General features: G+C 72.4%; 13 protein-coding genes. 1 reads left to right on the forward strand and 12 read right to left on the reverse strand.

The window, feature by feature from the left end:
• The 7 genes from HZF19_RS15125 to recA form a co-directional block, all read right to left on the reverse strand.
• Positions 1-716: hypothetical protein (locus HZF19_RS15125; protein WP_208029639.1), on the reverse strand; the 716-nt coding region annotated here is incomplete at its 3' end.
• 15 nt (positions 717-731) lie between these two features.
• Positions 732-1,838 carry an aminotransferase class I/II-fold pyridoxal phosphate-dependent enzyme gene (locus HZF19_RS15130; protein WP_208029640.1) on the reverse strand — a complete coding sequence of 369 codons (1,107 nt, stop codon included), beginning with the start codon at positions 1,836-1,838 and terminating at the stop codon, positions 732-734.
• A gap of 5 nt (positions 1,839-1,843) precedes the next feature.
• Positions 1,844-3,205 (reverse strand): GTPase HflX, encoded by a 1,362-nt coding sequence (gene hflX / locus HZF19_RS15135; protein WP_208029641.1) that lies wholly within the window; start codon positions 3,203-3,205, stop codon positions 1,844-1,846.
• Entirely contained in the window at positions 3,198-4,010 is an 813-nt protein-coding gene (gene dapF / locus HZF19_RS15140) for a diaminopimelate epimerase (protein ID WP_208029642.1), read from the reverse strand. Before dapF ends, hflX begins: the two co-directional genes overlap by 8 nt.
• A gap of 32 nt (positions 4,011-4,042) precedes the next feature.
• On the reverse strand, positions 4,043-4,933 hold the full coding sequence (gene miaA / locus HZF19_RS15145) for a tRNA (adenosine(37)-N6)-dimethylallyltransferase MiaA (protein WP_307781249.1): 891 nt from the start codon (positions 4,931-4,933) through the stop codon (positions 4,043-4,045).
• Between the two features lie 23 nt (positions 4,934-4,956).
• On the reverse strand, positions 4,957-6,339 hold the full coding sequence (miaB, locus tag HZF19_RS15150; RefSeq protein ID WP_208029643.1) for a tRNA (N6-isopentenyl adenosine(37)-C2)-methylthiotransferase MiaB: 1,383 nt from the start codon (positions 6,337-6,339) through the stop codon (positions 4,957-4,959).
• Between the two features lie 163 nt (positions 6,340-6,502).
• Complete coding sequence (recA, locus tag HZF19_RS15155) at positions 6,503-7,537, reverse strand: recombinase RecA (RefSeq protein WP_307781250.1); 1,035 nt, start codon at positions 7,535-7,537, stop codon at positions 6,503-6,505.
• A 258-nt stretch (positions 7,538-7,795) separates the two neighbouring features.
• On the opposite strand from recA, the gene msrB reads away from it, so the two are divergent.
• Positions 7,796-8,206: a peptide-methionine (R)-S-oxide reductase MsrB gene (gene msrB / locus HZF19_RS15160; RefSeq protein WP_208029644.1), complete on the forward strand. Its 411-nt coding sequence runs from the start codon at positions 7,796-7,798 to the stop codon at positions 8,204-8,206.
• A 33-nt stretch (positions 8,207-8,239) separates the two neighbouring features.
• Here the strand turns inward: msrB and thpR are convergent, their stop codons facing one another.
• The 5 genes from thpR to HZF19_RS15185 are packed head-to-tail and all read right to left on the reverse strand — an operon-like array spanning position 8,240 to position 12,525.
• Positions 8,240-8,740: an RNA 2',3'-cyclic phosphodiesterase gene (gene thpR / locus HZF19_RS15165; RefSeq protein ID WP_208029645.1), complete on the reverse strand. Its 501-nt coding sequence runs from the start codon at positions 8,738-8,740 to the stop codon at positions 8,240-8,242.
• Between the two features lie 26 nt (positions 8,741-8,766).
• Positions 8,767-10,002: a competence/damage-inducible protein A gene (locus HZF19_RS15170; RefSeq protein WP_208029646.1), complete on the reverse strand. Its 1,236-nt coding sequence runs from the start codon at positions 10,000-10,002 to the stop codon at positions 8,767-8,769.
• A 19-nt stretch (positions 10,003-10,021) separates the two neighbouring features.
• Positions 10,022-10,663, reverse strand: a complete 642-nt coding sequence (pgsA, locus tag HZF19_RS15175) for a CDP-diacylglycerol--glycerol-3-phosphate 3-phosphatidyltransferase (protein WP_208029647.1) — start codon at positions 10,661-10,663, stop codon at positions 10,022-10,024.
• On the reverse strand, positions 10,660-11,943 hold the full coding sequence (gene rimO / locus HZF19_RS15180; RefSeq protein ID WP_208029648.1) for a 30S ribosomal protein S12 methylthiotransferase RimO: 1,284 nt from the start codon (positions 11,941-11,943) through the stop codon (positions 10,660-10,662). The genes pgsA and rimO overlap by 4 nt, the downstream gene beginning before the upstream one ends.
• A 45-nt stretch (positions 11,944-11,988) precedes the next feature.
• Positions 11,989-12,525, reverse strand: a complete 537-nt coding sequence (locus HZF19_RS15185) for an NUDIX hydrolase (protein WP_208029649.1) — start codon at positions 12,523-12,525, stop codon at positions 11,989-11,991.
• Between the last annotated feature and the right edge of the window lie 6 nt (positions 12,526-12,531).

The following is a 12,531-nucleotide window of genomic DNA, read 5'->3' on the forward strand; positions in this document are numbered from 1 at the left end:
GGCATGAGTGGCCGGGACCCGGCCGACGGATCACCGAGGAGCGGCGTGGGCGGGTACCACCCGGAGGCCCCGGGCGGGCCGTACGGCTGGTAGGGGGCGAGAGCCGGGGCAGCCGCCCACCTGGCCCGCGACCGGCGCACCGCGGTCACCACGATCACGACCACCCCGACCACGGTGGACACCAGCCCGACGCCCATCGCTCCCACGATCCCCACGACGGATCCGACCTCGAAGACGGGACGGCCGATGGCCACCCGGTGGCCGCCGGCCCGGCTGCTGGCTCCCGACTCGCCGTAGGTCTCGACGGTGTAGCGGCCGGCGACCCGGGCCCGGAACTCGGCCATCGACCGCCCGTGCCGGCCACCCGCGGTGTACGTCTGGCTCGCTGAGGGACGCTCGAGGGGCACCACCCGGCCGCCCGGGTCGCGAATCACGACCTCGGGCTCCACCACCACGTACAGCGAGTCGCTCTCGACGTAGACCACCCAGTCCCCTTCGTCGAGCACCACGCCCGCCCTCGAGGGCACGTCGACCCGGTGGAAGTCGTCGGTGGGGTTCACCAGGCCCACGACCGTGGCTACGAACCACACCACGGCGATGGCCACCCCCACCGCGATGACCGCCCCGCCGATCCAGTAGCCCGCCGGCGACACCTTGCGGGGCCCGAGCGGACCGGCACCTTCCAGGGGTGGCGGCTGCGGCGGGAACGGGTCCATGGTCGGTCTTCCCGCTCACCCGCAGCCGAGCCGCCGGCCCACCAGCCGGAGCCGCTCCTCCGGCTGCACCACCGCCACCCGCACGTGGCCCGCGCCGGCCGCACCGTAGAAATCCCCCGGGCTGACCAGCGCCCCACCCTCCGTGGCCAGGCGCCGGGCGAGGCCCCAGGCATCGCCGCTGGGGGCAGGGGCCCAGAGGTAGAACCCTCCCGCCGGCAGGGGCACGTCGATGCTGACCGCCGCCAGGATCCCGGCGAACAGCTCGAGGCGCCGCCGGTATCGGTCCCGCTGCTCGTCCACGTGGCGGTCGTCGTCCCAGGCGGCGACCGCCGCGGCCTGTACAGGCCCCGGCACCATGAATCCCGCGTGCTTGCGCAGCTCGGCCAGGTACCCCACCAGCTCGGGGTCACCGGCATAAAAACCCGCTCGGGCCCCGGCCAGGTTCGACCGCTTCGACAGGGAGTGCACCGCGACCACCCCGTCGAGACCGTGCTCCAGGATGGTGCGGGGCGGGCCGTCCCAGGTGAACTCGACGTAGCACTCGTCGCTGAACACCGGCACCCCCTGTGCCCGCCCCCAGGCGGCGACCGCGCCGAGGTCGTCCAGCCCACCCGCCGGGTTGCCCGGCGTGTTGACCCAGAGGCACAGCGCCCGAGCCGCGTCCGCGGGGTCGACGGAGGACAGGTCGAGGCGGAACCGCTCGTCGACCCGGACGGGCACTGCCCGGGCCCCGGCCAGCAGTGCCCCCATCTCGTAGGTCGGGTAGCTCACTTCGGGGTACAGCACGGTGTCCCGATCGGGTGAACGCAGGCGCAGCCAGTGCGGCACCCCCGCCACCAGCTCCTTGGTGCCCACACACGCCGCGAGGTGAGCGGGGTCGAGGTCCACGCCCAGCCGGCGGCGCAGCCAGCCGGCGGCCGCGTCACGGTAAGCGGGGGTGCCGACCGACGGTGGGTAACCGCGCTCAGCACCCGACTCGGCCAGCGCGCGGACCACCACGGCCGCCGGCGGATCCGTGGGCGTGCCAACGGACAGGTCGACGCAGCCCCCGTCGTGGGCATCGGCCGACCGGCGCAGCTCGGCCAGCCGATCGTAGGGATACGGGGGCGGGGTGAAGCCCATGGGCCCTATTCCACTACGAACTCGTGCCAGCGGGTGGCGGAGGCTTCGTCGAGGCGGGCCCGGACCCGCACCCCTCCCTCACCCGCGGTCTCCACCAGCACCTCCCCTTCCCGGTGCAGCGACGCCAGCACGTCACCTCGGTCGTAGGGCACGACCAGCTCGTGGATGGTGGTCAAGGCCCGGAGGCGGTCGCCGATCGCCCGGAGCAGCGCGTCGATGCCCTCGCCGGTGCGAGCGGAGATCGCCACCGCCCCGGAGTGGGCCGCCACCAGCGCGCTGGCCGCACCCGGCGCGACGTCGGCCTTGTTGCAGGCCATCAGCTGCAGGATCGAGCCCGCACCGATCTCGGCCAGCACCTGCTCCACCGCGCGGATGTTGGCCTCCGGATCCGGGGCCGAGGCGTCGACCACGTGGACCAGCAGGTCAGCGTCCACCACCACATCGAGAGTGGACCGGAAGGCCTGCACGAGCTGGTGGGGCAGCTTGGTGATGAACCCCACGGTGTCGGTCAGCAGGACGGTCTCACCGCCGGGGAGGTGCAGCCGGCGGGTGGTGGCGTCGAGGGTGGCGAAGAGCCGGTCCTCGACCAGCACCCCGGCATCGGTGAGCCGGTTGAGCAACGTGGACTTGCCGGCGTTCGTGTAGCCGACGATGGCCACCAGGTGCAGGCTCGACCGTTGGCGGGCCTTGGCCTGGGTACGGCGGGTCCGGTCGATGCGGCGCAGGTCGGCTTCGAGCTTGTGCATCCGCCGCTCCAGGCGCCGGCGGTCGACCTCGAGCTGGGTCTCGCCGGGACCCCGGGTGCCGATGCCCGCCGCCTGCTGGCTGAGCGCCCGGCCCTTCCCCCGCAGGCGCGGCAGCCGGTATCGGAGTTGGGCCAGCTCGACCTGCGCCTTGCCCTCCTGGCTGTGGGCGTTCTGGGCGAAGATGTCGAGGATCACCGCGGTGCGGTCGAGCGCGGTGCGGCCCAGCTCCTTCTCCAGGTTGCGTTGCTGGGCCGGGGTGAGCTCGTCGTCGAACACCACCGTGTCCGCGTCGAGCTCCTCGCAGCGCTCCCGCAGCTCGGCCAACTTGCCCTTGCCGATGTAGGTGGCCGGATCGGGCGCCCCGCGCTGCTGGATCACCCGGTCGACCGCATCGGCTCCCGCGGTGTCGACCAGCAGCGCCAGCTCGTCGAGGGAGCGCTCGGTGTCCTCGCCGGTGTGGGGCGGGAGGGTCACGCCCACCAGCACGATGCGTTCCCGGAAGGCCCGCTCGATGAGACCGGTCGACTCGCCGCCGTACTCGCCGAACGCACCGCGGTGACTGCCGTCCCGGTGGCGCGCGGCGCCCTCGGCCGGCCGAGCGCGGCGCGACCGATCAGCCACCGTCGACCTCGATGACCGCCACGAACACCGCCGGGCCCGTGAGTCGGATCTCGTCACCTATGTCGACCTCCGCCGTGCCGCCGGGCATCCGGACCTGCACCGGGGTGCCGACCAGACCCCATCCGTGCGCGGCCACGGCGGCCGCGCAGGCCCCGGTGCCGCACGCCTCGGTGATCCCTACGCCGCGTTCCCACACCACCATCGTCACCTGATCGTCGCCGACGCCCGGGGCGATGAACTCGACGTTGACCCCGCCGGGGAACTGCTGCTCGAGCCAGGCCCCCTCGGTCGCCAGGTCGACGCTGGCCGGGTCAGGCACCTCGACCACCAGGTGTGGGTTGCCGAGATCGAGCGTGCGATACCGCCCGTCGAGCTCCTCGGCCAGCGGGCCGGGCACCGGCGGGCCGTCCTGCGCCCGGCCCATCCCCACCGTGGCCACCGACTCGGTGGAGGTGCCGGCTCGGACCGCCACCTCACGGACACCCCCGTCGGTGCGCACCACCACCGTCGCCTGGTCGCATCCCCGCAGGCGGGTGAAGGCCTGGGCCAGGCATCGGATGCCGTTGCCGCTCATCTCCGCCCGGCTGCCGTCCGCGTTGTACAGGTGCATGACGAGATCGACGCCCGCGTCGCGGTCCTCGCCGGTCGGGATGGCACCGCGGATCAGCCCGTCGGCGCCGATGCCGGTGCGCCGGTGGCAGAGACGGCGTGCCAGCTCGCCGTCGACCTCGACCGCGCCGCCGTTCGCCTCGTCGAGCACGACGAGGAAGTCGTTGGCCAGTCCGTGGTGCTTGGTGAGCTGCACGAGTCTCCTCGATCGGTGAGTGGGCAGGCGGCTCAGTCTCCCAGCAGGTGGGCGAGCTCGCCCACCGGATTGTGCCCGGAGGAGGCGTCGATCCAGACGAGGCGGGGGTCGCGGCGGAACCAGCGGAGCTGGCGGCGGGCGAAGCGTCGGGTGCGGGTGATGGCCCGCTCCAGCGCCTCGTCGAGGGTGCCGTGGCCTTCGAGGTGCTCGAGCAGCTCCTTGTACCCGAGCGCCTGACGGGCGGTGCGCGACATCCCCCGCGGGTCGGTGGCGAGGCCGCGGACCTCCTCCAGGAACCCGGCGTCGAGCTGCTGGCGGTACCGCGCCGCGATGCGTTCGTCGAGTTCCTCCCGAGGGACCCGCAGCCCGATCAGGCAGTACGGCGAGGGCGGGTAGGTGTCGAGGCCGGGCCCGTAGGAGGAGAAGGGGCGACCGCTGCCGAGGGTGACCTCCAGTGCGCGCAGCACCCGCCGGCGGTTCGACGGCTCCATCCGCGCCGCGGCGGGCGGATCGAGCTCGGCCAGGCGTCGATGGAGACGACTCGTGTCGGCCTCGGCCTCCAGCTCCGCCCGCACCTGCGGGAACCGGCCGGGGATCTCCAGGCGGTCGACCACCGCTCGCAGGTAGAGACCGGTTCCCCCGACGAGCAGGGCCCGGTGACCCCGGGCCTCGATGGTCGCCAGCGTCTCTTGGAACGCCCGCTGGAACTCAGCCACCGTGAACTCCTGCCAGGGGTCCACCAGGTCGATGAGGTGATGGGGCACCTCGGCCCGCTCGGCCGGCGTCGGCTTGGCGGTGCCGATGTCCATGCCTCGGTACACCTGCATCGAGTCGACCGACACCAACTCCAGCTCCGGATACCGGCGGGCCAGCGCGAGCGCCACCGCCGACTTGCCCGAGGCGGTGGGACCGACCAACGCCACGTGGCGGGCCGGCGCGGCGCCGCTCAGCCGGCCACCACCGGGATGCGCCGGCGATGGCGGGGCGCCGCGGTCACCGCCAGCAGGTCGCCACGCAGGAAGTGTGCGCTGGCATCCGTGACCCGCACCCGGGCGAAGGTGCCCGGCCGCAGGTGCTCGGCGCTGCGGAAATGGACCAGCTTGTTCTGCCCCGTGCGCCCGGTACGCAGCGACGGGTCCTTCTTGCTGGGACCTTCGACCAGTACCAGTTCCTCGCGGCCGATGCGGTCCCGATGCCGGGCCAACGCGGAACGCTCGACGACGACTCGCAGCCGCTCGAACCGTTCGGCCACGACCTCCGGGGGCACGAACCGATCGGTGAGCGCAGCGGCCTCCGTGCCGGGGCGAGGCGAGAACACGAAGGTGTACGCGCTGTCGTAGCCCGCGGCGGCCACCACCTCGAGCGTGCGCTCGAAATCCTGGTCGGTCTCCCCGGGGAACCCGACGATCAGGTCGGTGGTGACCGCGAGATCGGCCACCGCGGCGCGCGCGGCCTCCAGCCGGCTGAGGTACCGCTCGGCCGTGTAGCCCCGGTGCATCGCCGCCAGCACCCGGTCGCTGCCCGACTGTAGGGGCAGGTGCAGGTGGGGACAGACGGCGGGGTGGGTGGCCATCGCCTCGATGGTCTCGGGCCGAAGGTCCTTCGGGTGGGGGCTGGTGAAGCGGACCCGCTCGATGCCCTCCACCCGCGCCACCGCGGCGAGCAACTCGGCGAACAGCGGCCGGCGCTTGGTGAGATCGCGACCATAGGAGTTGACGTTCTGGCCGAGCAGGGTCACCTCGACCACCCCTTCGGACGCCAGCCGCTCGACCTCCGCCACCAGCTCGTCCATGGGGCGGCTGATCTCCCGCCCCCGTACCGCGGGCACGATGCAGAACGCGCAGCGGTTGTCGCAGCCCACCTGGATGGTGACCCACGCCGCGTAGTCGACCTCCCGCTTCACGGGGAGCGCGGACGGGAAGGCCTCCGCCTCGTCGAGGGCCTCGTCCCAGATCTCCACCACCGGCCCCTCCCGGCGGGCGCGCTCGAGCAGCTCGCCGGTGCGGTGCACGTTGTGGGTTCCCACGACCACGTCGACGTGGCTGGCTCGCTGGCGGATGAGCTCGCGGTCCTTCTGGGCGAGGCAGCCAGCGACAACGATCTCGAGCTCGGGCCGGGCGGCTTTGGCCGCCTTGAGGTGCCCGAGGGCACCGTAGAGCTTGTTGTCGGCGTTCTCCCGGATGCAGCAGGTGTTGAGCACGACCACGTCGGCCTCGTCGGCGGAGCTGGCCGCCACGAGACCCTCGCCCTCGAGGAGACCCGCGATCCGCTCCGAGTCGTGCTCGTTCATCTGGCACCCGTAGGTGCGGATGAAGTACCGGCGATCCACCCGGTCCAGGTTAGGAGGCGCCACCTCGACCGGCGAGACAGCACCGACCTCCGCGGGGCCCGATCCCGATGACGGTGCCGCCCGCACCGGAACGGCCGCCACCACGCCGAGGGGGAGGCAGTGGCGACCGTCCCGGGGACGGCTCGCTGGCGACTGGTGGGACTCAGTCGTCGAGAGTGATGGGGATGTCGTCGGCCTCGGTCATCTCGTCCGCGGCGCCGATGCCCACCGCGCTGAGCACCCGGTCGGAGATCTCCATCATGATCTCGGGGTTCTCCGCCAGGAACTGCTTGGCGTTCTCGCGCCCTTGCCCGAGCTGCTCCCCCTCGTAGGTGAACCAGGCCCCCGACTTCTTGACGATGCCCTGATCGACCCCGACGTCGAGCAGCGACCCTTCACGGCTGATGCCCTTGCCGTACATGATGTCGAACTCGCACTGCCGGAACGGGGGGGCAACCTTGTTCTTCACCACCTTGACCCGGGTGCGGTTACCGATCACCTCGACCCCGTCCTTGATGGACTCGATGCGGCGGATGTCGAGCCGGACCGACGCATAGAACTTGAGCGCCCGCCCACCCGGGGTGGTCTCGGGTGACCCGAACATCACACCGATCTTCTCCCGGAGCTGGTTGATGAAGATGCAGATGGTGTTCGACTTGTTGAGGTTGGCGGTGAGCTTGCGCAACGCCTGCGACATCAGCCGCGCCTGCAACCCGACGTGGGAGTCGCCCATCTCACCCTCGATCTCGGCCCGGGGGGTGAGGGCGGCCACCGAGTCGATGACCACCACGTCGAGCGCCCCGGAACGGATGAGCATGTCGGCGATCTCCAAGGCCTGCTCACCGGTGTCGGGCTGGGAGATGAGCAACTCGTCGACGTCGACGCCGATGGCCCGGGCGTAGACCGGGTCCATGGCGTGCTCGGCGTCGATGTACGCGCAGATGCCGCCGTTGCGCTGCGCCTCGGCCACGACGTGCATGGCGAGGGTGGACTTGCCCGACGACTCCGGGCCGTAGATCTCGACGATCCGGCCCCGGGGGAGCCCCCCGACGCCGAGTGCCAGGTCGAGGGCCAAGGCGCCGGTCGGGATGGTCTCGACCGCCATGGCGCCCTTCTCGCCCATCTTCATGACCGACCCTTTGCCGAACTGCTTCTCGATCTGACCCAGGGCCATCTCGAGGGCCTTCTCTCGCTCCACCGTGCTCCCCTTTGCTGCTCTGACGATGCGTGCTGGGTGGCTGCGGATCGGCCCGGTCGCCCGGCGTACGCAGCGATCTGTGTGCGACCCTACCCGGGGGGTCTGACAGGAATGACGCCAACGTAATTGCGAACAGCCGTTCGATCAAGCATTCCCCGCCGGGACCCACGACCAGGGAACGACCCGGGCGGAGGAGGTGTTTCCCTGACCGCCACCGACGACCCCTCGACCGAAACCGGCCAGACCCAGAGGAGCGACATGGACGACACCGACCTGCGCCGACGGCTCACCCCCGAGCAGTACCACGTCACCCAGGAGGGCGGCACCGAACGGGCCTTCACCGGCGAGTACTGGGACTGCCACGACGACGGCGTCTACCGCTGCGTGGTCTGCGACGCCCCTCTGTACACCTCCGACACCAAATACGACTCCGGCACCGGGTGGCCGAGCTTCTGGCAGCCCATCGAAGGGGCCGTCGACACCCGTCTCGACACCAGCCATGGCATGGTGCGCACCGAGGTGATCTGCGCCTCCTGCGGGGCCCACCTGGGGCACGTGTTCGACGACGGCCCCCGACCCACCGGCCAGCGCTTCTGCATGAACTCCTGCGCGCTGCGCCTCGACCGCGACACCGACCCAACCGGAGCGGACCGCGCCAGCTCCCCGTGACCGTGACGCCCCGCCCGGGCGGGCCTCGCGCCCTCAGCGGGGCCGCAACGGCCGGCGGGCGATCACCTCGTGGATCGGGCCCTCGGCGGTGAGCGTGCTTCGCAGCAGCTCGACCTCCCGCACCGGGAACCGAGCCGAGAATGGGGCCCCGGCCAGCCCGCAGGCGGCGCGCCGACCCAGTCGGGCCAGGGTCAGGTGGCCGGTGAAGGGCCGGGGATCGGGGGGCTCCCCGATCCCCGCGGTGAGCGCCCGCACCGCCGCCGCCAGCTCGTCGAGGCCCTGCACCGGGATGGCCACCACGAAGCGGCCCACCCGGCTCACCGCCGGGCCCAGCAACGCCTCCGTCTCGGGCTGATCGAGACCGGCCAACGCCTCGGCGGCCTCCTCCGGGTCGGCCTCCCCCAGGAACCGCAGGGTCACGTGCCAGTGCTCGCGGCGGGTCCAACGCACCCCGGGATCGTCCGGTCGAGGGAGCGCGGCCAGCGCGTCGAGCACCTCCTCGGTCGGCTGCACGGCGATGAACAGCCTGGCCATACGGAGCCTCCCGGCGTCTCGGCGTCCTAGCGGCCCCGCAACGCTCGCCGGAGCATGTCCAGCACCGAGATGGCGGCGAACTGGCGGACCCGTTCCCGATCGCCGGGCAGGCGCACCATGGTCGAGCGGGTGTCGCCCTCCACGGTCACCGCCATGAACACGGTGCCGACCGGCAGACCCTCCTGCTCGGCCGGTCCGGCCACCCCGGTGACCGCCACCGCGCAGTCCGCGCCCAGCAACCGGCAGGCTCCCTCCGCCATCTCGACCGCCGCCTCGTCGCTCACCACCGGGCCCCGGCGCACCCCCAGCACGTCGAACTTCACCTCGCTGGCGTAAGAGACCACCCCACCCCGGAACACCTCGCTGGCGCCGGGCACCGCGGTCACCCGGGCGGACACCAGCCCGCCGGTGACCGACTCGGCGGCGGCGAGGGTGAGTCCCCGGTCTCGCAGCATGGCCACGACGACCTCCTCCATGGACTCGTCGTGGGTGCTGAATACCAGATCACCGAGGAGCTGCTCGAGCAGCTCGACCTCCGCGTCGAGGATGGCGTCGGCCTCGTCGAGGGTGGCCGCCTTGGCCGTGGCCCGGATCTTGATGCCCTCGATGCCGCTGGCGAGGAACGCCAGCGTGCACCGACCCGACCGATCGAGCTCCTCGATGCGTCCGGCGAGCATCTCCGCCAGACCCGACTCGGACTGGCCCCAGGTACGCAACACGCGGCTGCGGATCACCGCCTGCTCGCCGGCCCGTCGCCGCAGGTCGGGGATCACCGCGCCCGCCACCATCGCCTGCATCTCGTAGGGGACGCCGGGCACGGCGTAGATCACCTTGTCGCCCACTGGGCAGATCAGTCCGGGGGCGGTGCCGGGCTGCTGTGCCATCACGGTCGCCCCGACCGGCACCAATGCCTGGCGGAGGTTGTTGGCGGGCATCTCGCGACCGCGAGCGCCGAACATCGCCCTGATGCGCTCCTCCACCTCGGGGTCGAGCTGCAACTCGACCCCCATCACCTCCGCGATGACGTCGCGGGTGATGTCGTCGGGGGTCGGCCCGAGGCCGCCGCACACGATCACCGCGTCGGAGCGATCCAGCGCGATGCGCAACGCCTGCCCGATCCGCTCCCGGTTGTCGCCCACCTTGGTCTGGAAGTGCGAGTCGATGCCCGCGACGGCGAGCTGCTCACCGATCCAGGCCGAGTTCGTGTCCACGATCTGGCCGAGCAACAGCTCCGTGCCGACCGCAACGACCTCACAGCGCATCGCTCGACGCTCCCGCCGCTCAGCCGCCGGGCGGGTAGTGGGGGCCACCGGGATCGCGGGACATGGTCGTGGCTGCCCGCCGGCCGTCGAGCAGGTACTGGCCCCCGCTGACCAGGGCGAAGAACACCGCGGCCCACAGCAGCGAGTTGGCGATCCAGCGGTAGGGCACCAACCAGGGCATCAGGGCCGCGCCGACGGCCAGCGCCTGCAGGAACGTCTTGGCCTTCGCGCTCGGGCGAGCGGGCACCGCCAGCCCGTGGCGGGCGAGCTGCACCCGGAACAGCGAGATCGCGAGCTCGCGGGCCGCGATCACCACCACCGGCACCAGCGGGAAGGCGTCCGCGGCGACCAGGGCGAACATGGCCCCGAGCACCAGCACCTTGTCGGCCAGCGGATCGAGGAAGGCGCCGCTGCGGGTGGTGCCGTAGCGGCGGGCCATCAACCCGTCGACGAAGTCGGTGGCGGCGAGCACGGTCCAGAAGACGAAGTTGGGCCAGGTGGCCACGGTGTCGGCGATCATGGCGAACAAGGCCGGTGCGGCGAGCAGCCGCACGACGGTCACGAAGTTCGCCGGCGTGGCCAGCGCCGAGGGTCCGTAGACGGATGCGTGCGGGGGTGCCGGGGCGCTCGCCCGGCCCTCGCCCGGCTCCACGTCGCTCATGGCCCCGCCCCACCGCCCGCCACACCGGCAGGAGCCGGCGCCCCGACCGGCACCGCCTCGAGATCGGGACCTGCCGCGCCGGTGATCTCGACCTCGGCGAAGACGCCGACGGGGAGGTGCGAGGGCACGGCGATGACGCCGTCGATCTCGGGTGCCTCCCGGTAGCTGCGGGCCCGCCCCGGTGCCTCCACCAACACCTCGACACGGCTGCCGAGCAACTCGTCGCGTTTGGTCGCCATGATGGCGTCCTGCAGCTCGCGCAGCTCGGCCAGCCGCTCCGCCACCAGCGACGCCGGGACCTCGCCGTCGAGCCCGACCGCGTAGGTGCCCTCCTCGCGGGAGAAGGCGAAGAACCCGCACCAATCGAGCTGCGCCTGCTCGACGAACGCGAGCAGCGCGTCGTGATCGGCCTCCGTCTCCCCCGGATACCCCACGATGAAGTTGGTGCGCAGCGCGGCCGCGGGCTCCGACCGGCGGATGCGATCGATGCGCTCGAGAAAGCGGCGGGCGTCACCCCAGCGGCGCATGCGCCGCAGCAAGGGCGCCGACACGTGCTGGAGGGAGAGATCGAAGTAGGGCACGCCGGTGGCCACGATCGTGTCGATCAGCTCGTCGGACAGCTCGGCGGGATACAGGTAGAGCAGCCGCACCCAGTCGACCCGCCGGGCCGCCTCACGCACGAGCGGCACGAGCTGCTTGCGGCCCCGGCCCTGGTCGCGACCGTAGCTGGCGAGGTCCTGGGCGACCAGCACGACCTCACGGACCTCGAGCGCGTCGATCTCGGCCAGCACCTCGTCGAGGGTCCGCGACCGCTGCCGGCCACGGAAGCTGGGGATGGCGCAGAAGCCGCAGCTGCGGTCGCATCCCTCGGCGACCTTCACGTACGCCCAGGGAGCCGCCGCCGGCGGGCGGGGAAGGTTCAACAGGTCCAACGAAGGTGTCGCGGGCTTCGTGCCGATGGTGACCGGCACCCCGAAGCCGACGACCGCGTCGGCCTCCGGCAGCTCGGCCGCGAGCTCCTGGCCGTAGCGCTCCGCCAGGCAGCCGGTGACCACCAGCTGCGCGCCCGGCCGCCGGGCGTCGCCCAGCGCGAGGATCGTCTCGATCGACTCGGCCCGGGCCTCCTCCACGAAGGCACAGGTGTTGACCACCACCAGGTCGGCGTCCTCCGGTGCCGGCGCGGCGGCCATGCCCTCCGCCAGCAGCGTGCCGGCCAGCTTGTCGGAGTCCACCTGGTTCTTGGGACAGCCCAGGGTCTCCACCCAGAAGGTCCGCGCCATCCCCCGATCGTACCGGAGCGCCACCTGCCGCCCGCCGGAGCGGTGTCAGCGCAACCGACCGAGGGCGAGTGCGGTGGCCAGCCCGGTGAGCGACAGCCCGTCGGTCACCGCCCCCTGCGCCAGCAGCTCGACCACCCGATCCACCGGGACCCACTCCACCCGCTCGGCCTCCGAGGGATCGGTCGGCTCGCCGACGTGCACCGCGCCGCTCGCCAGGTACGCGGTGAACGACTGGTCGGACAACCCGTTGGTCGGGAACCAGCTGGCCAGCCGCTCGAGCGGGCCGGGCCGCCAACCGGTCTCCTCCAGCGCCTCGCGGGCCGCGGCCTGCTCCAGGCTCTCACCGGCGTCGACGCGCCCGGCGGGGATCTCCCAGCCCCAGGTGTCGGTGATGAAGCGGTGCCGCCAGAGCAGCAGCACCCCGCGGTCGGGGTCGTGCACGATGACCCCGACGGCTGGTGCGGTGGATCGCACCACGTGGTGCTCGAAGCGCCGGATCCCCGGCACCTCGACATCGACGAGCGTCAGGCGCAACCAGTCGCTGCGGTAGAGGGTGCGCTCGCCGTGGACCGTCCAGCGCATCGGTGT

It is taken from the genome of Rhabdothermincola sediminis, from assembly GCF_014805525.1.
Classification (GTDB): domain Bacteria; phylum Actinomycetota; class Acidimicrobiia; order Acidimicrobiales; family Acidimicrobilacustridaceae; genus Rhabdothermincola; species Rhabdothermincola sediminis.